This window comes from Mycobacterium sp. (genome assembly GCF_046330795.1).
Taxonomy (GTDB): Bacteria; Actinomycetota; Actinomycetes; order Mycobacteriales; family Mycobacteriaceae; genus Mycobacterium.
In genome coordinates this window covers 112,243-129,316 of the sequence record NZ_JAXLSA010000008.1, presented here as the reverse complement: position 1 = coordinate 129,316, position 17,074 = coordinate 112,243, and the positions used below count along the sequence as shown (strand labels likewise).

The 17,074-nt window shown below is 65.2% G+C and carries 18 protein-coding genes; 7 read left to right on the top strand and 11 right to left on the bottom strand.

Annotated elements, in window-relative coordinates; translation table 11 throughout:
• Positions 1-24: 24 nt before the first annotated feature.
• Entirely contained in the window at positions 25-312 is a 288-nt protein-coding gene (locus U0R18_RS20250) for a WXG100 family type VII secretion target (RefSeq protein ID WP_526371802.1), read from the bottom strand.
• A complete protein-coding gene (locus tag U0R18_RS20245; protein ID WP_526371800.1) occupies positions 305-616 on the bottom strand; it encodes a WXG100 family type VII secretion target in 312 nt (103 codons plus the stop codon). The genes U0R18_RS20250 and U0R18_RS20245 overlap by 8 nt, the downstream gene beginning before the upstream one ends.
• Before the next feature lie 1,019 nt (positions 617-1,635).
• On the opposite strand from U0R18_RS20245, the gene U0R18_RS20240 reads away from it, so the two are divergent.
• The 3 genes from U0R18_RS20240 (at position 1,636) to U0R18_RS20230 (ending at position 4,313) form a co-directional block, all read left to right on the top strand.
• Positions 1,636-2,097, top strand: a complete 462-nt coding sequence (locus U0R18_RS20240) for a helix-turn-helix domain-containing protein (protein ID WP_526371798.1) — start codon at positions 1,636-1,638, stop codon at positions 2,095-2,097.
• A 3-nt stretch (positions 2,098-2,100) separates the two neighbouring features.
• Complete coding sequence (locus U0R18_RS20235) at positions 2,101-3,111, top strand: VapC50 family PIN domain-containing toxin (RefSeq protein WP_526371796.1); 1,011 nt, start codon at positions 2,101-2,103, stop codon at positions 3,109-3,111.
• A gap of 188 nt (positions 3,112-3,299) precedes the next feature.
• Positions 3,300-4,313, top strand: coding sequence for a hypothetical protein (locus U0R18_RS20230; RefSeq protein ID WP_526371794.1), 1,014 nt, complete (start codon positions 3,300-3,302; stop codon positions 4,311-4,313).
• 251 nt (positions 4,314-4,564) lie between these two features.
• Here U0R18_RS20230 and U0R18_RS20225 read toward each other — a convergent pair whose 3' ends face one another.
• Both U0R18_RS20225 and U0R18_RS20220 read right to left on the bottom strand, forming a co-directional pair.
• Complete coding sequence (locus U0R18_RS20225) at positions 4,565-5,404, bottom strand: mycofactocin-coupled SDR family oxidoreductase (protein WP_526371792.1); 840 nt, start codon at positions 5,402-5,404, stop codon at positions 4,565-4,567.
• A gap of 149 nt (positions 5,405-5,553) precedes the next feature.
• Positions 5,554-6,162, bottom strand: coding sequence for a TetR/AcrR family transcriptional regulator (locus U0R18_RS20220; protein WP_526371790.1), 609 nt, complete (start codon positions 6,160-6,162; stop codon positions 5,554-5,556).
• Positions 6,163-6,267: 105 nt separating this feature from the next.
• On the opposite strand from U0R18_RS20220, the gene U0R18_RS20215 reads away from it, so the two are divergent.
• The 4 genes from U0R18_RS20215 to U0R18_RS20200 all read left to right on the top strand — a co-directional run bounded on the left by U0R18_RS20215 (position 6,268) and on the right by U0R18_RS20200 (position 10,371).
• Positions 6,268-6,471, top strand: a complete 204-nt coding sequence (locus U0R18_RS20215) for a ferredoxin (RefSeq protein WP_526371788.1) — start codon at positions 6,268-6,270, stop codon at positions 6,469-6,471.
• A gap of 52 nt (positions 6,472-6,523) precedes the next feature.
• Positions 6,524-7,804: a cytochrome P450 gene (locus tag U0R18_RS20210; protein WP_526371786.1), complete on the top strand. Its 1,281-nt coding sequence runs from the start codon at positions 6,524-6,526 to the stop codon at positions 7,802-7,804.
• Between the two features lie 43 nt (positions 7,805-7,847).
• Positions 7,848-9,302 carry an aldehyde dehydrogenase family protein gene (locus U0R18_RS20205; RefSeq protein ID WP_526371784.1) on the top strand — a complete coding sequence of 485 codons (1,455 nt, stop codon included), beginning with the start codon at positions 7,848-7,850 and terminating at the stop codon, positions 9,300-9,302.
• A gap of 148 nt (positions 9,303-9,450) precedes the next feature.
• Positions 9,451-10,371, top strand: a complete 921-nt coding sequence (locus U0R18_RS20200) for a TIGR03619 family F420-dependent LLM class oxidoreductase (protein WP_526371782.1) — start codon at positions 9,451-9,453, stop codon at positions 10,369-10,371.
• Here the strand turns inward: U0R18_RS20200 and U0R18_RS20195 are convergent.
• The 7 genes from U0R18_RS20195 to U0R18_RS20165 form a co-directional block, all read right to left on the bottom strand.
• Complete coding sequence (locus U0R18_RS20195; protein ID WP_526371780.1) at positions 10,368-10,835, bottom strand: hypothetical protein; 468 nt, start codon at positions 10,833-10,835, stop codon at positions 10,368-10,370. The two genes, U0R18_RS20200 and U0R18_RS20195, sit on opposite strands and share 4 nt — an antisense overlap.
• Before the next feature lie 12 nt (positions 10,836-10,847).
• The gene (locus U0R18_RS20190) at positions 10,848-11,624 is read right to left on the bottom strand and encodes an SDR family NAD(P)-dependent oxidoreductase (protein WP_526371778.1); all 777 of its coding nucleotides are present in this window, start codon (positions 11,622-11,624) and stop codon (positions 10,848-10,850) included.
• Positions 11,621-13,105, bottom strand: coding sequence for an aldehyde dehydrogenase family protein (locus tag U0R18_RS20185; protein WP_526371775.1), 1,485 nt, complete (start codon positions 13,103-13,105; stop codon positions 11,621-11,623). Before U0R18_RS20185 ends, U0R18_RS20190 begins: the two co-directional genes overlap by 4 nt.
• Positions 13,106-13,216: 111 nt before the next feature.
• Positions 13,217-13,846, bottom strand: coding sequence for a TetR/AcrR family transcriptional regulator (locus U0R18_RS20180; protein WP_526371773.1), 630 nt, complete (start codon positions 13,844-13,846; stop codon positions 13,217-13,219).
• Between the two features lie 36 nt (positions 13,847-13,882).
• The gene (locus U0R18_RS20175; protein WP_526371771.1) at positions 13,883-14,812 is read right to left on the bottom strand and encodes an alpha/beta hydrolase; all 930 of its coding nucleotides are present in this window, start codon (positions 14,810-14,812) and stop codon (positions 13,883-13,885) included.
• Between the two features lie 8 nt (positions 14,813-14,820).
• Entirely contained in the window at positions 14,821-16,281 is a 1,461-nt protein-coding gene (locus U0R18_RS20170) for an aldehyde dehydrogenase family protein (protein ID WP_526371769.1), read from the bottom strand.
• Entirely contained in the window at positions 16,257-17,063 is an 807-nt protein-coding gene (locus U0R18_RS20165; protein WP_526371767.1) for a carboxymuconolactone decarboxylase family protein, read from the bottom strand. The genes U0R18_RS20170 and U0R18_RS20165 overlap by 25 nt, the downstream gene beginning before the upstream one ends.
• Positions 17,064-17,074 lie beyond the last annotated feature (11 nt).

Sequence of the window (17,074 nt, the reverse complement as noted above, 5' to 3'; positions counted from 1 at the left end):
ATCGGAGCCACAACCGCCTCACAGCTATGACCACATCGCCCGGTTGTTCTCCGCGGCGTGCGTGTAGTTGCGATGTGCGCCCTTGCCGCTGCGATGCAGCACCGTCAGCGCCAGTGCCATCTGCTCGGCGCCGTGCGTCCACTTCTGGTGCGCCTGCGCATGCGCCGCGGCGGCCTCACCCTGCCATGACACGTGCAGATTCTTGACCGTGTTGTCGATCTCGTCCAGCAGCGCCTTGGACAACCGCTGGAAGTTATCCATCCGCTCCAACGACTTGGACAGCGCGTCGAGGTCGACACTGAACTCAGACACGGCCCAGCCCTCCGAGGCCCTCGGCCGACTGCTGTTCACCGTGCGCATACCCCGTGGCCGCCTCGCCCAGCAATCTGGCCATGGTCGTCAATGCACACTCGACCTCGCGGGCGCCCTGCAACCACTGCGTCCAAGCCTGCCCGTAGGCGCCTCCGGCGCTGCCCTGCCAGCCGGCGAGCATCCCGGGCACGTCGCCGTCCAGCGACTTAACTTCGTCGAGCAGATGCCGAGCCGCACCCGACAGCGACTCACACGCCCCCGACAGCAACTCCGGCGAAACGTTCAGGCGGTCACTAGATCCCACTCGGAAACGGTAACCACCCGACCGGTCCGGGACAATCCACCCGGCAGGACCCAGCGTATCCGCCTCCGGTTGGCGTAGGGCCGTTGTAGCTGGAAACGTGCGCGAAGAGAGACAACGAATCGTTGTTCAGCAAACTCAATTCCGGCCACCCGGGAAGTATGCACAAACCGCTATGGGACATTCTTGGGACACTGAGTCCAAGGCCAAACGACCGGAACCGACCCGCGACCGCCGGTTGACCTGCACAAACAGTGTTGGCGCGGCGAACACCGAACCCCCGACCGCTAGTGTCCAGTTTCAGCGCTGACCCGTTGCACGGTGTCCCGATGAGTCTCATCCGTGCACGTCAGCGGCTATGGGCCGTCTTCCAGCGTCTCAGCCGTTATTCCCTGTAGCGGCACGTCTCGGGACACTCTTGGGTCATGGCGACGCAAAGGCGCTCCTCCAGCAAACCTGGAAAAAGCCCTGAACAGCACAGAAATCTGTGGGCGCGACAAGGATCGAACTTGCGACCGCTGGTGTGTAAAGCTAGGGGTTCACGTTCAACGGCGTCCCGATGAGTCTCATCCGTGCACGTCAGCGGCCGTTTGCCGTCTCCCGGCGTCTCAGCTGCGACTCGCTGTAGCGGCACGTCTAGGGACACTCGGGGGACACGGAAGAGCGGGATTTTGCCATGTTCGACGATCCATCCAGCAAACTTCATGGCTGACGACGCAACACGTGAAACCGATGAGATGCCAAGGAGCTCGTTGAGACAGCCGTGCCGCAATCCCAAAACGCCTCCGCTCGACACCGCGGCCGTCCGATGCGTACCACAGACGTGCGGCGACCGCCTGGTCGATCCCTTCAACAAATCGTCTGATCGCCAGCAACCTCTTGTACTGCCAGACGAACGTGCCAGCGCGGCCGCAGCGCATGGCTAATGTCAGCCAATCTGGCCATCATCGAACTCGACGAGGTCCGCGAACGCACTCCGCCCAGGTCTGCCATTTTCGTTTTTTTCGATTTATGATGGGCGCATGACCGTCCTCACCGACCACACCGTGCTGCCACCACCCGGCGCGGAATCCGACCTCGGTGACCTGGCGACCGCACTCACCAGCGGCCACCAGCTTTCCTTGACCGACCAGTCCGGTCACAGCTTCGCGCTGACCGCCGAACTGCGCACCGTCCTCACCCAAGCAGTCGCCGCGCTCACCGCCGGCCAGGCCGTCACACTGGAAGCCCTGCGCACCCTGCTCTCCACCCAGGAAGCCGCCAACCTGCTGGGCATCTCCCGACCCACCGTGGTCAAACTGCTCGAATCCGGCGCAATCCCGTTCACTCAACCCGGCCGGCACCGTCGGATCCAACTCCAGCACCTGCTCGACTACCAACGCACATTGCGCGAGCACCGCCGCGACGAACTGACGGCGATGACCACCGAGGCAGCCGACGACGACGGCTACCGCACTGTCAACGGATTCACCGGGACACGCTGAGCGGTGTCGAGAATCCGCGTCGTCCTCGATGCGTGCGTCCTGCTGCCCTACCCACTCGCCGACCTACTGCTGCGACTCGCCGACGCCGAACTCTACGAACCACTGTGGTCCGAGGTGATCCTCGACGAAGTCCACCGCAACCTCATCACCACATTCGGCGTCCCGGCCGAGAAGGCGACAAGACGGCTGCACCACATGCGTTCGGCGTTCCCCAACGCCGCGGTGACCGGCTACGACGACCTCATCGACGCGATGACCACCGACCCCAAAGACCGCCACGTCGCCGCAGCCGCCGTCCGCGGAAACGCCGCCCTCATCGTGACCGCCAACCTTCGCGACTTCCCACCCGAGGCCTTGGCGCCCTACGACATCGAAGCCGTCCACCCCGACGACTTCCTCCAAGATCAACTGGACCTCTCCCCCGCTCTGACGCTGCAATGCCTGCGGCAGCAGCGCGCTGAGTACACCCGACCGCAATTCAGCTTCACCGAGTTCTACCGTTCACTGGCGGTCACCGTTCCCGGCTTCGCCGCACTGGCCGCGGCAGCTGACCTGGCTTCCCTGCCCACCGATGGCCCGGCGCCGCTGGAGATCGTCACGGCTGAGGCTGCCCGCCAAGCGTTTTTCCCGGACCACGACCCGCAGCCATACGACCCATTGGGAGCAGCATGCCTGTGGTGGATGGCGCTGCTGGACAGGGCCGAACTGATCACCGCTCTGCATTCCTTGACCTACCACCCGCCGGCGTGGGGCGACTATGCGGCAGCCGAAGACGCTCTGTCGAACTCCGGGCTCATGCAATTCGTCGAACCCTGCCCCGACGACGACAACATCGCCTACGTGAAGTTCATGCCCAACGCCGAGCACACCATGCGGGCATTCGCCGAGATGCCCCTCAACGACATCCACGTCCTGACGATGGTCCGCTGCCCCGACGGCTGGTGGCGAGCATGGGGACTATCCCACAACCACTTCCCCAGCGCCGCCCACGTGCGCGGCGACGCCGACGCCTGAGGCGCACTGCAGGTTTTGCACCGGCGCTTCCTCACATCTGGTTGGTTTCGGCCCACAAGCGCCGCGACGGCGCCGACACCAGATGCTCTCGACTCATCGAGAGCATCTGCGATGCCTGGACGTGTCGGATGGGTCGCCTACTGTCGTCGAACGGCCAGCGCGAGTGAAGCGATGCGAAAGGGAGCTTCATGGACCCACGTCTCGTCGGAATGAATCCGGCCAAGGTGTTCGACCTTCTGATCCAGCGAGTCCAGACACTGGAGATCATGCAGCGCACCAACGCGAAAGCGACACGCGGCAACGAGCTGGGAACGTGGGGACTCAAGCCGGTACCTGTAGATCCCGCCAGCAACCTGGCCGGCGACGATGCAGGGTTCGTACCCGAATTGGGCGGCGACCAAGTCAGCATCACGGCTCGGTTCCCCATCATGAATGCGATCGACTGCCTGGTCTCCGTACACGAGTTGATCGCCTGGCGCCCGAAATCCCATAACAGCCACGGAGCCTCGCTGGTGTCGCTATGTCGCACGGCACTCGAGTCGTCGGCGATCACCATCTGGCTGCTTTCAAGCACGGATCGCGAGCTGCGCCGAAGCGCGAGCGTCCGATTCAATACCTCGGAGCTCAATGCTCAACGCAGCGGTCATACAGCGCATAGGAAGTTTCTCGAATCCGATCCCGATCGGATGCAGAGTCAGCAGTACCAGGATTTCTTGGAGCACCTTCGACTGTTCGACAAGCGAGTCGACGCGTTGCGCAAGGCCGAAAACCAGACACCCAAGATCAAAGTGCTCAGCAACGAGAAGGTCGTCCAGTCGGCCGCACGATGGATCGACCAGAATCCGCCCGTCCACGCCGCCAAAGATGGTGGGCCATACGGAAATTCGCCCCACGGTTTCGAAGATGCGGCCGTGTCGTTCTACCGACACAGCTCAGCCATAATGCACGGCCTCAAGTGGCCACTGGACTACATGCCCGACGGCGAAGTGGACCTGTCGCGGCTCATCGTAGACGGCGTGAACATCGCCGTCGGAACCGCCGAATGCGCCGTCGCGCTATACGAAGCGCAAGCGCAACAACGGATGCCGCGCATCACCCGGCAACGGCACTACCCCCGCCGGTTGACACCCACGATCAGGCAATGGGCAGCTCTCTACCCCGTCCACCCGAATACAACGGTTGCTGACGTGGCGCACGAATAACCCAAACTCTGGCATCCGGTTGAGCATGATGGGATTGGCCAAGTCGGCAAGTCCTGGCTACGCCGATAATCATCAGATCTGTCGCCCGGCAACGGACCGGACTCCGGCACAACATCCGAGAACTCCTGATGATGTCGTCGTGCCGTGCCGTGCCGTGCCGTGCCGTGCCGTGCCGTGCCGTGCCGTGCCGTGCCGTGCCGTGCCGTGCCGTGCCGTGCCGTGGCGGGCAGAGCAATGCGCCGTTCGGACCGTTACTTGAGCATGCTCCCGGCATCGACGGTCACGGGCAGGCCAGTGATGTAGCGAGATTCGTCGGAGGCCAGGAAGAGCACCGCGTTGCTGATGTCGACCGGTTCGACCCAGCCGATGGGCAGGGTGTGCATGAACTGGGCCGCCACCGCGAGGTCGTCGGGGCCCGGGTTCTGCAGGTCGGGACGGAACAGTTTCATGGTGCCCTCGTTCATGAACATCGGAGTGTTCACGTTGGTGGGGCAAACCGCGTTGACGCGGATAAAATGCTGGCCGAGTTCGACGGCGAAGGTGCGCATCAGGCCGATCACGCCGTGCTTGGCGGCGATGTAGTGACCGGTGTTGGGGTAGGGCTTCAGACCGCCGACCGAGCTGGTCATGATGATCGATCCGCCGTTTCCACCGGCGATCAGATGTGGCACAGCGGCTTTGACGGTCTTCCAGACGCCGGAAAGGTTGACGCCGATCATGTCGTCCCAGTCGGATTCGCTGGTCTTGTCCAGCGTTTCGCCGCCGTTGCCGATGCCGGCGTTGGCGACGACGATGTCGAGTCGCCCGAGTTGCTCGACGCCGTTGTCAAGTGCCGCCTTGAGCGTGTCGTAATCGCGGACGTCGACCTGGGCGGTGACGATCCGGCGGCCGAGGTTCTTGACCAGGTCCACGGTCTGGGCGAGGTCGTCGGGATTGGACGGCGCGATCTGGCTGTCCGGGGTGATGGGGCCGCAGATGTCGACCGCGATGATGTCGGCGCCTTCCTCGGCCAACCGGACCGCGTGGCTGCGCCCCTGCCCTCGGGCGGCGCCTGTGACGAAGGCAACCTTGCCTGCTACGCGTCCACTCACGGAATACCTCGATTCTCGGATCGCCCGAACGGCAGCTCGGACAGTGCGTGATTCGTGTCGATCAACTTTGTCGACCGATCAGGAACGATGGCAGGTGATGGGCCGGCTGTCAATAGCGGGAGCCCAATCCGGCTGAGGCAGAGCTTGGGTCAGGTGGCGGGGTTGGCGTGATCGAACTGGTGTTGGTTGAGCAGCTGGAGTTGTCGTTCGACGAACTCGCGCAGTTCGGTGTGCCCCAGGGTGACGCCGACGGCGTTTTCGTTGCACAGGCTGCGGCCGGTTTGGGCGATGAGCATCGAGATCGCGACGGGTGGATAGAGTTTGGTGTCGATTCCCCGGGCGCGCAGCGCGACGGCGACGGCGGCGGTCTCGATGTCGCGGACACGTTCGGCGTAGGTCTTCAGTTCCGCGCGAATCGCCTTGCGATGGTTGGCCAGTGCCATGAACTCGGTGTTCAGGACTGTCAGCCGGTCATCGGAGTTCATCGTCCACAGCGTGAGCAACGGATCGTCGGCGTTGAGCGCTTCCCGCATCCGGGCCAGCGAAACCTCGGCGCCGGAGCGGAGCACTTCGACGAACAGGTCGTCCATCGACGGGAAGTAGTAGTAGACCAGGGCCTGTTTGACGCCGGCTTCGCTGGCGATCCGCCGCGAGGTGGCCGCAGCGTAACCCTCATCGAGCATGAGTTTGGCGGTGGCCTCGATCAGTCGGGTGCGTGCACCGCCGTCGGTGTTACGGGCCTTGCGCGGTGCGGCCATTCAGCATTCCCCTGTCCGCTGGTTGCTTGACCGGCAATCCCGCCGGATGGTAGACATACGGCATTCTAACAATTTGGTCAGTCGATCAGTAAAGGTTGGCGAGCGGTGAGCGTTTCCCGGCGTGTGGTCGTCGATCCGCACCTGTGCGAGGGCCACGCGCTCTGCCTCGAGTCGGCCCCCGATCTGTTCGACCTGGGCGACGATGACGTCGCGACCTGCGTCCTGCAACCCTCCGCAGAGCAGTGGGATCTGGTCCACGCGGCCATCGATGTCTGCCCACGCGGAGCCATCAGCATCGTCGAGACCTGAGACTCAGCCCCTCCCCTCCCGCCGGTTTCTTCCGTGAAAGGACAGCCCGTCCATGACCGACCTCGCCTCCGTCGACTTCTTCTCCGATCCGGCACTCGCACAGGATCCGTACGCGTACTTCGATGCCCTGCGTGAGCAGAACCCCGTGTACCGGGAGCCACATCAGGGCGTCGTCGCGGTCACCGGCTACCAGGAAGTGATGGCGGCGTTCAAGGACCACGAGACCTTCTCGGCGGTCAACGCGATCGGCGGCCCATTCCCGCCGCTGCCCTTCACCCCCGAGGGCGACGACATCAGCGCACAGATCGAGGCACACCGCCATCTGTTCCCGATCCACGAGCACATGGTCGTCATGGACCCGCCCGCTCATGAGCAGGCCCGCTCACTGCTGAGCAAGCTACTGACCCCGCGCCGATTGAAGGAGAACGAGGACTTCATGTGGCAGCTGGTCGATCAGCAGATCGACCAGTTCATCGACAACGGCAAATGCGAGTTCCTGTCCGAATACGCCAAACCCTTTGCCACTTCGGCGATCATCGACCTGCTCGGGGTGCCAGAAGAGGACCGCCCCGAGTTCCTCGCCGCCCTGGGCGCCGAACGCCCGGAAGGCAACCGGGTCGGCGCACTCGACGGGGAAGCAGTCGGCCTGGACCCCCTGAAATATCTCGACGACCGATTCGCCGGCTACCTCGCAGCCCGCCGCGCCGACCCTCGCGACGACGTGCTCTCGGGCATGGCAGCCGCGCTCTACCCGGACGGATCGACACCGGAGTTGCTCGAACTGGTCAAGCCCGCGACGTTCCTGTTCGCCGCCGGACAGGAAACCGTCACCAAACTGCTGTCCGCAGCGGTGCAGGTGCTCGGCGATAACCCCGACTATCAGCAGCAGCTGCGGGAATACCCGGATGGCATACCGACATTCATTGAGGAAGCGCTGCGGATGCACGCCCCGACGAAGGTCGATTTCCGTCTGGTCCGGCACACCACCGAACTCGGCGGAGTGCATCTGCCGGCCGGCACCATCGTGATGCTGTGCCTGGGCGCGGCCAACCGCGACCCGCGCAAATTCGAGGACCCGCACGAATTCCGGCCGGACCGCAAAAACGTTCGCGAGCACATCGCGTTCGGCCGCGGCATCCACACCTGCGCCGGTGCACCGCTGGCGCGTGTCGAGGGCCAGATCACCGTGCGTCGGCTGCTGGACCGGATGGGCGAAATCCGCATCGACGAGAGCCTTCACGGACCAGCCGCACAGCGCAATTACGCCTACGAGCCGACGTTCCTGCTGCGCGGCCTGACCGAACTGCACATCGAGTTCGACCGGGCGCACTAGTTCGCACGACGCGGCTGTCTTCAACACCGAAAGGTTGTCCTACATGGCGTTTCAGGCTGTCCTCGACGAGCTCCGTCAGCGGCCCGGCACCGGCGAGATGATCCCGATCATCGACCCCGCCACCGAGGAGCAGGTCGGCGAGTTCACCGACGGCGGCGCAGCGGCGGTCGATGACGCCGTCGCCCGGGCCCGCGCCAGTTTCGATTCCGGTGTGTGGCACCAGAAGCCGGGATCGGAACGGGCGAAGGTGCTCGGCCGTGTCGCCGACCTGATCGACGAACACGCCGACGAACTGGCCGACATCGACTCGCGCAACACCGGCATGCCGCTGATGCAGGCCCGCGCGATCATGGGGACGAGCGCGGAGATCTTCCGCTACTACGCCGGCTGGTGCACCAAGCTCAACGGCATCGCCCACGACGTGCAGCAGACCGGCGGGATCACCGGCGTCGACTCGAACATGCACGGCTACACCCTCAAACAACCGTACGGCGTGGTGGGGCTGATCTTCCCGTGGAACGGACCGGTTTTCAACGCCTGCACCAAACTGGCGCCCGCACTCGCCGCCGGCTGCAGCAGCGTCGTGAAACCCGCCGAGGAAACACCACTGTCGGCGATCGTGATCGACAAACTCCTCACCCAGGCGGGACTCCCCGACGGCGTGGTGAACCTGGTGACCGGCTACGGACACACCGCCGGCGCCGCGATCAGTGAACACCCCGACATCGAGAAGGTCGCCTTCACCGGCTCCACCGAAGTCGGCAAGCGCATCGTGCAAGCCGCCAGCGGCAACCTCAAACGCGTCACCCTCGAACTCGGCGGCAAGTCGCCGGTGTTGATCTACGACGACGCCGACCTCGACACCGCCATCCTGATGGCCGCGATGGGAATCTTCATCCACTCCGGCCAGGGCTGCATCTGCGGATCCCGAATCTTCGCCCACCGCAACGTCTATGAGCGAGTCCTCGAAGGTGTCACCAACCTGGCCAACACGGTCAAACTGGGCGGTCCGGCCGAGACCGACGCGCTGATCGGTCCACTGATCAGCCAGAAGCAACTCACCCGGGTGCTGGGCTTCATCGACGACGGCAAGCGCGACGGCGTCGAGGTGGTGACCGGGGGGCACCGCCTCGAGCGCACAGGCTACTTCGTCCACCCGACCGTACTCACCGATGTGGATCCCGCGATGCGCCTGTACCAGCAGGAGATCTTCGGACCCGTCGTGCCGATCCTGCCGTTCGACGACGACGACCAAGTCGTCGCGCTGGCCAACGATTCCGACTACGGCCTGGCAGCCACGGTGTGGACCAAGGACGTCGGCCGGGCCCACCGACTGGCCAAGCGCCTGGAATCCGGAACGGTCACCGTCAACTGCCAGATGGTGTTCGACCACTCAATGCCCTTCGGCGGCTGGAAACAATCCGGCTGGGGCTACGAATGGGGCCGCGACGGCGTCGAATCATTCATGAAGACCAAGAGCGTCTACGTTCAGCTCTAAATCGAGAAGACTCTCAGGAGTTGGCACGAGAAGTCCTGCAAGACAGTGGGATACGGGGAGCAATTCTTGCTCGATGCCGCCGCTCATACTCTATATTCGTAGTGAGTAACTGTGCAGCTGCAGTAACGCGGAGGAGACGGCCCCTTCCATGAGATTGCTCTTCAACCTGCCACACATGCTGCGACTCAAGGCCACCATGCAGTCGTGGGAGGCGCAGGTCACCGGCGCGGATCAGACGCGGATGGTCAAGCACGCAGATGCGCTCGGATACGACATGGTCGCGGTGCCGGAGCATTTCATCATTCCGTCCGAGCATGTCGGGCTGTCCGGTCCGCACTACTTCCATTCGACGGTCGCACAGGCCTACCTGGCCGGAGCGACCGAGCGGATACTGTTGAATTCCTGTATCACGTTGCTGCCGTTGCAGAACCCGATCGTCCTGGCCAAGGCCCTGGCAACGGCGGATTGGCTCAGCAGCGGCCGGACGATGGTCACCTTCGGGGTCGGCTGGATCGAGCGCGAGTTCGATCTCCTCGGCGTGCCGTTCCGGGAACGCGGCCGCATCGCCGACGAGTACCTCGCCGCGATCGTCGAGTTGTGGACCGCCGAGTCGCCACGGTTCCAGGGAAAGTACATTTCGTTCGACGATGTCGAGTTCGAACCCAAACCCGTTCAAAAGCCTCATCTTCCGATCTGGATCGGCGGCGATGCCGACGCCGCCCTGCGGCGAGCCGCGAAGTACGCCACCGGATGGTGGTCCTTCCTGACCCCGCCGGAGAAGATCGCCGAGCGCGTCGCGTTCATCAAATCGCAACCGGGCTACGACGGCCGCGACTTCGACGTGGTCCACGGGTTGGGAACCAACCGGGTCGGTGAAGGGCATGCGGTGCAGGATGATCCGCACGTCCGTCCGGGTATGAGCGCCGCGGAGATCGTCGACAAGCTGGGCTGGCTGACCGAACAGGGGGTCACCGTCAGCGCAGTGCCGCTTCCGCTATTGAGCGGGGTCGAGGAATACCTTGATTACAGCCAGTGGCTGATCGAAGAAGTCAAAACCCAGCTGCCCTAGGGAAACTCGGCGATCACACGGAATGTCTCCATGCCCGGCGCGCAGCCGCCGGGGTGAACCAGTTCGGCTGCCCGAGCCTTGAACACCATTGCCGCGGTACTGGGGACATGGCGTAGTTCGCTGTCATCTCGTCCCGGCGGGCGTGTTGTCCAACCGCCGTCGTTCGGATCGGGGAGCATCACAGCGGCCCCCAGGATGCGCAGGGCGCACGGACTCGACCGGTCCGCGGTTTGCACCACAACCTCCCACCCACTGAGCGCAGCATCGCAGATCAAGCCGCCCGCCGAGCACACCGCGTCGGCCACCGTGTCCGCCCGTACCGTCAGTACCGGCGGTCCCGCCGGCGGCGCCTCCCAACACAGCCGGACCGGCCTGTCGGTATCCCCGCCGGTCGCCAGCAGCGCCGCCGGCCCGTCAGAACCGAATTCGCCGCAGCGACCCTCGATCCACTCCCGTAGCTGCATCACCGCCGTTCCTTACAGTGCCATCGAGTAGCCGCCGTTGACACAGATCGTCTGCCCGGTGATCCAGGCGCCGTGCTCACTGGCCAGTGTCAGCGCCAGCTGAGCGACGTCGTCGGGTGATCCCGGGCGGCGAATGGCGTAGTTCGCCAGGATGGCCTTGGCTTGCGGAGAATCGGCGTGCTCGGCCCACAGCGCCTCGGTCAGCGGGGTGCGCATGGTGCCCAGGGAGATGTTGTTGGCGGTGATGTTGTAGCGGCCGTTCTCCAGCGCCACCGACCGGGTCAGACCGGCTGCTCCGGCCTTCGCCGCGCCGTAGACCGCACCGCCGGGGTCCCCCGTACGGCCGGCGTCGGACACGATCGTCAGAATGCGGCCCCACTGGTTGGCAACCATCCCCGGCAGCACCGCACGGGTGCAGTGCAGGACGCCGTACAGGTTCACCCGAAGGAACGCCTCCCAGTTGCCCGGCTCTGTGTCGGCGAACTTCGCCCGGTTCGCGAACCCCTCGGCCCCCGCATTCCCGGCGTTGTTGACCAGGACATCGACCGGACCCGCCGCGCTGATCGCGGCGGTGGCGGCGGCGTAGTCGGTGACGTCGAACGGAACCGCTCGCGCCGCCGCACCACCGGCGCGGATCTCATCGACCACCGCTTGAGCGCGTTCGGCACGCAGATCGTTGACCAGGATTTCGGCTCCGGCGGCGGCGAAGGCGTTCGCCAGACCACGGCCGACGCCCTGACCGCCGCCGGTGACCAGGACCCGGCGACCCGCAAGATCGATCTCGCTCATTCGGGTAGGCCGATGGTTTTGGTGTGCAGGTATTCGCGGTAGCCGAGGTCGCCGTTGCGGTAACCGAGCCCGGACTGCCCGGTGCCACCGAACGGGCTGTCGATACCGAAGTGACTCTTGCCGTTTATGGTGACATTGCCCGTCCGCATCCGCTGCGCGATCGCCAGCGCGCGGTCGGTGTCGGCACTCGAGACCTCCCCGGACAACCCGTAGATGGTGTTGTTGGCGATCGCCACCGCCTCATCGTCGGAGTCATACGGCGTCACCGTGAGCACCGGCCCGAAAATCTCCTCCTGCGCGACCACCGAATCCGGATCCACGTCCGCCAGCAGGGTGGCCTGCGTGTAATACCCAACGGGCAGGTTCGCCGGGACGCCGCCGCCGGTGATCAGCCGGGCCCCGTCGTCGATGCCCGCCTTGATCAACCCCAGCACCTTCTGCCGCTGCGCCTCACTGATCTGCGGGCCCTGCATGATCCCCGGCGTCCACGGATCACCCACCGGGAAATTCTCCATCGACGCCTTCAGGACCTCCAGACCCTCCTCATACCGACTGCGCGGCAACAGAATCCGCGACGGCAGAATGCACGACTGCCCCGACATCACACACGCCATCATCGCCGCCAACGGCAACGAAGTCGAGAAATCGGCATCGTCGAGCACGATGTGCGCCGACTTGCCACCGAGCTCCAACAGGGTCTTCTTCACCGTCGGCGCACCCGCCGCCAGGATCGCCCGGCCCGTGGCTGTCGACCCGGTGAAGGTGATCATGTCCACCCGCGGATCCGCCGACAGCGCCGCACCCACCTCGTTGGCGTTCGAGGTCACCACGTTGAACACCCCGGCCGGGATGTCGGTCTCCTCGGCCACGATCCGCCCCAACTCGCTGCCCGACCACGGCGTCAACTGCGCCGGCTTGAGCACCACCGTGTTCCCCGCCATCAACGCCGGCACCGTCTCGGCGATATTCAGATAAAACGGCACATTCCACGGCGTGATCGCCCCCACCACCCCCAACGGCTCACAATGCGACAACCGACGCGCCGGCCCCAACGGCGTGTCATGCAACCCCGTATCCACCGTGTACGCGAAATCCCGGCCATACTCCGCCCAATACTTCACCTCATGGATCGGCGACTCGATCTGCGAACCCGAGACCGTCACCGGACACCCCACCTCAGTGACCAGAACCCGCCGCAACCGCTCCGCATTACGCTCCAACGCCGCATGCAACTGCATCAGACAGTGAAACCGGAACTCCACATCCCTGGACCAGTCCGTGGAATCAAACGCACGCCGCGCCGCACCCACCGCCCGCGCCATATCCGCCACCGACCCATCAGCAGCCACACCGGCTAGATGCTCGCTGGCCGGATGGACCACGTCGAAGGTGGCCCCGCTGGCGGTGTGCTGCAGTTCGCCGTCGATGAGCATCCGCTCGTCGCCGGCCAGCACTCCCGTTTCGCTCTGCACAGTCGTCATCCCCTGACATTCCTTCCGCCTGGCCGCCTATGGCCGCGAGCACCTCGACGTACTGGAGGTGACGTGCCTAACACTCTACTTATGTAGAGAGATATGGCAAGGGCGCGGTGATCAGCGGTGGTCGGGTCGGGACCGCCGTTGGTGTCCGACCGCACCGACCCCGGCCACGATGCCCGAGATGATCGCATCCAGATCTTCGGCTGTGCGCGTGACGGTTTCACCGCTGGACCGGGTCAGCATCACACCACTGATGAACATCATCACCGCGTAGGTCTGCTCGTCCACGGCGGCGGCATCAGCACCGTCAGGGCTCAGCCGTACGACCGCCTCCCGGATCAGCCCGAAGAATCGGTCGTCGTTGTCGCGCAGTTTCTCCGCGAGCACCGGATCGCGGGCGGCCTCGAGGGCGAGTTCATTGCGGGCTTTGGCCCGGACGCGCCGTACCCCGGTACCCGAGCGCACCACCAGCGTGGCCAGCCCCGACGCGCTCGATCCCGAGTCCTCGGGTATGGCCGTCGCGGCCGCCAGATCCTTCAGATCGAGGTCGGCGACGCGTTCGGCGACGGCATGCAACAGTGCCGAACGGGTCCGGAAATAGAACGATGCGCTGCCGTCGGGAACGCTCGCTTTCCGATCGACTTTGAGGTGGCTGACCCCTTTGAGGCCGTCCTCGGCCAGCAACCGGATCGCCGCGTCGCACAACTCACGTCGTCGCTGCTGCGGGTTCGGCTTTCGTCGCATGAGCCCGAGAGTCTAGTCCGAGCACCGAGGTCCGGACTAGGTATCGCCGGGCGGACCGCCGATGTCCAGAAGGTTTCGGATCATTGTGATCTGACTGGCGAAGAACTGTTTGGCAACAAGCGTTTTCGGGGCGACGGCGTCGAAACCGTGAAAACCGCCGGGGACGACTTCCAGGTGACACTCGACTCCGGCCTCGCGTAGGCGCTCCGCGTAGGCACAGGCTTCGCCGTGCAGCACATCCAGGCTGCCGACGCCGATCCACGTCGGCGCGAGGCCGGACAAGTCACCGCACCGGGCCGGCACCGCCGTCACGGGGTCCGACCCGCCGAGATAAGCGCGCCACCCCAGCGCGCTGCTCGCCGCGTTCCACAGCCTGCGCAACCCGGCCTCAGGGTCCTCCCCACTCGCGCCGCGGTCGTCGAGCATGGGATAGATAAGCACCTGGGCGGCCACAGGGAAATCACCTCGATCACGTACCCAAAGCGCCAGGGCCGCGGCCAGACCACCACCCGCGCTCGCACCGGCGACTGCGAGTCGGGAGCCGTCGACGCCGGGTTGCGCGGCTAGCCAGCACAACGCCTCGTAGCAGTCGTCGAGTGCCGCCGGATACGGGTGTTCTGGGGCCAACCGGTAGTCAACGGCACAAACCGGGATGTCCAGTTCTGCTGCCATCCCGCGGCACAGGGTGTCGTCCATGGCCGCGTTCCCGAGCACGTAACCGCCGCCGTGGATCCACAGCAGCGCGCCGCCGCGATCCTGCCGCTGCTCCGGTGGCCGGTGTACGCGCACACCGATGCCCGAGGGCAAGACGTGCACGGAGGTTCCGGGCCGGCATTTCGCCCGGCGGGGAAGCCGGCGGAAGACGGTGACCGTCAGCGGCGTGACGAGCGTACGGGGTAGGTAGCGGGAATACCGCCGCAGCTCGGGGTGGAATTCCCGTGCGGCCAGCCGGTGCCAGATGGTCACTACCGCGCTCAGGCCAGCCCAATCCGAATGTTCTTGACCTGCTGGAATTCCTGCAACCCTTCCAGGCCGCCGGTGCGTCCGGCGCCGCTGTGCTTGTAACCGCCGTAAGGCCCCTGCGGAGATATGCGGCTGCCCTGGTTAATCCAGATCGACCCGGCCTGTAGTTGGCGCGCCACGGTGTGAGCGCGGGTGAGGTCGCGGGTGTGCACGAAGGCGTTCAGGCCGTAGCGGGTGTCGTTGGCGATCCGCACGGCCTCGGCGTCATCGCTGAACCGGATCAGGGAAACGACGGGTCCGAATGTTTCGTTCTGTGCCAATACCGAACCGTTGTCGAGGTTGCCGAGGACCGTCGGTTCCAGGTAATAGCCTTGTGCGAGTCCGCCTTCGGTGATCCGGTGACCGCCGGTGAGGAGTTCTCCGGCGCCGTCTGCGACGGCACCGTCGACCGCGGCAAGGATACGATCGGCCGCGGCCTTGGAGATGACGGGCCCAAAGGTGGTGGCGGGGTTCAGCGGGTCACCGACACGTGCGGCGGCGATGACGGCGAGGAAGCGCTGCGCGAAGCCGTCATAGACGCTGTCGTGCACCAGGATGCGACTGGCGCACGCGCAGCTCTGCCCGGACTGCATCAGCGGGCCCTGGTGCGCGGAATGTACGGCGGCGGCGTCGAGGTCGGCGTCGGCGAAGACGATGTTGGCCGACTTGCCACCGAGTTCGGTGACCACCGGGGTGAGGTTCTCGGCGGCCGTCCGCAGGACGGTGCGTGCGGTGTGCTCACCGCCGGTGAAGTGGATCTTGCCGATCCCCGGATGACGCACCAGCGCCTCTCCCCCCTCGGCGGCGGCGGGCACGACATTCACCAGCCCGGGCGGCAGGCCGGCGTCCAAGCACAGTTCACCGAACCGCAGTGCGGCCAGGGGTGCCAGTTCCGACGGTTTGAACACCACGGCGTTTCCCGCGGCCAGCGCCGGCGCCACACACGACGCGGCGACGACGAGGGCTCCGTTCCACGGGGCGATGACGCCGACCACCCCGTACGGTTCGCGTTCGATGAGGTTGAGGTCAGCGCTGCCGCTGACCGGAGTGCTGGTCCCATGTGGTTTGTCGACATAGCCGGCGAAGTGGCGCAGGAACTGTTCCAGCAGAATTCCGTTGCCGGCGTAGGAGATCGGCACCCCGTAGTCGCGGGTGTTGAGTTCGGCCAGCTCGGCCAGATGTTCGTGCACGACGTCGGCGAGATGGATCAGTGCGTCGCGGCGATGGTCCACCGACAGTGCCATCCACTGCTGCTGCGCCTCCCCGGCGACGGTGACCGCACGGTCGATCTCGGCGGCACCGGCCAGCGCGACCACTGCGTTCGTGACCCCGGTCGCTGGGTAGACGTGGTCATGTACCGATGTCGCGGTGACCCGGTCGTCACCGATGAGCAGCCCGACGGTCTGCGTCACGAGGCCGCCTCGTCGGCCCATTCCTGAGTCACGCGCTGCTTCTGCTCAGCGATCACCTGGTTGAGGTGTGAACCTTTGGGCCAGCCGTAGTGTGCGGCGAAATGTAATGCCAGTTCGTCCATCTCGTCGAAGGACACGTCGCGACTCTTCAGCGCGGCATAGACGTGGCTCAGGATCGGATAGGCGGCGTCCTGGAAAGCAACGCAGGCGACGGTGATCAGCCGCCGTTCCTTCATGCCGAGGCCGGGCCGCTGCCACATCTCGCCGAACACGAAATTCAGGATGCCGGCGCCGTGGAACGGGTTGTTCCGGGTCGGCGCGTACTCCAGGCAGTTGACGTCCTTGAACGCCTGTTCACCGCCGGCGATGCGGGCCTCCGGGTCACTGGGTGTCGTTAGCGGCAACAGCGGTACGGCATTCGGCACCGATAGTCCACGTTCCCGGTTGACCCGCTCCCACTGTTCGTCGACGACCATGTTGAACCAGGACGCTTTCGGCCATCCCGCGTAGACGGCAAAATGCAGCACGGTTTCCTGCATTTCGACGATCGACAGGTCGCCGCTGTTGAGTGCGGCGTACACGTGGTCGCGCAGCGGTTGATCGGCATCGGCGGCCGCCACACAAGGTAGCGTGACAAACCGGCGCTCCCGCCGGGTCAGGCCGGGCCGCTGCCACACTTCGGCGAACACGAAGTCCAGCAGGTTCACGGTGGCCGGCGAGGTGTCCTCTGGCGCCGGCACTGTCATGATGTCGGCATAGGCCCGGCGTCCACGGTCCAGCCGTTCGGTCTCAAAAGTGGTCATATCAGGCTCTT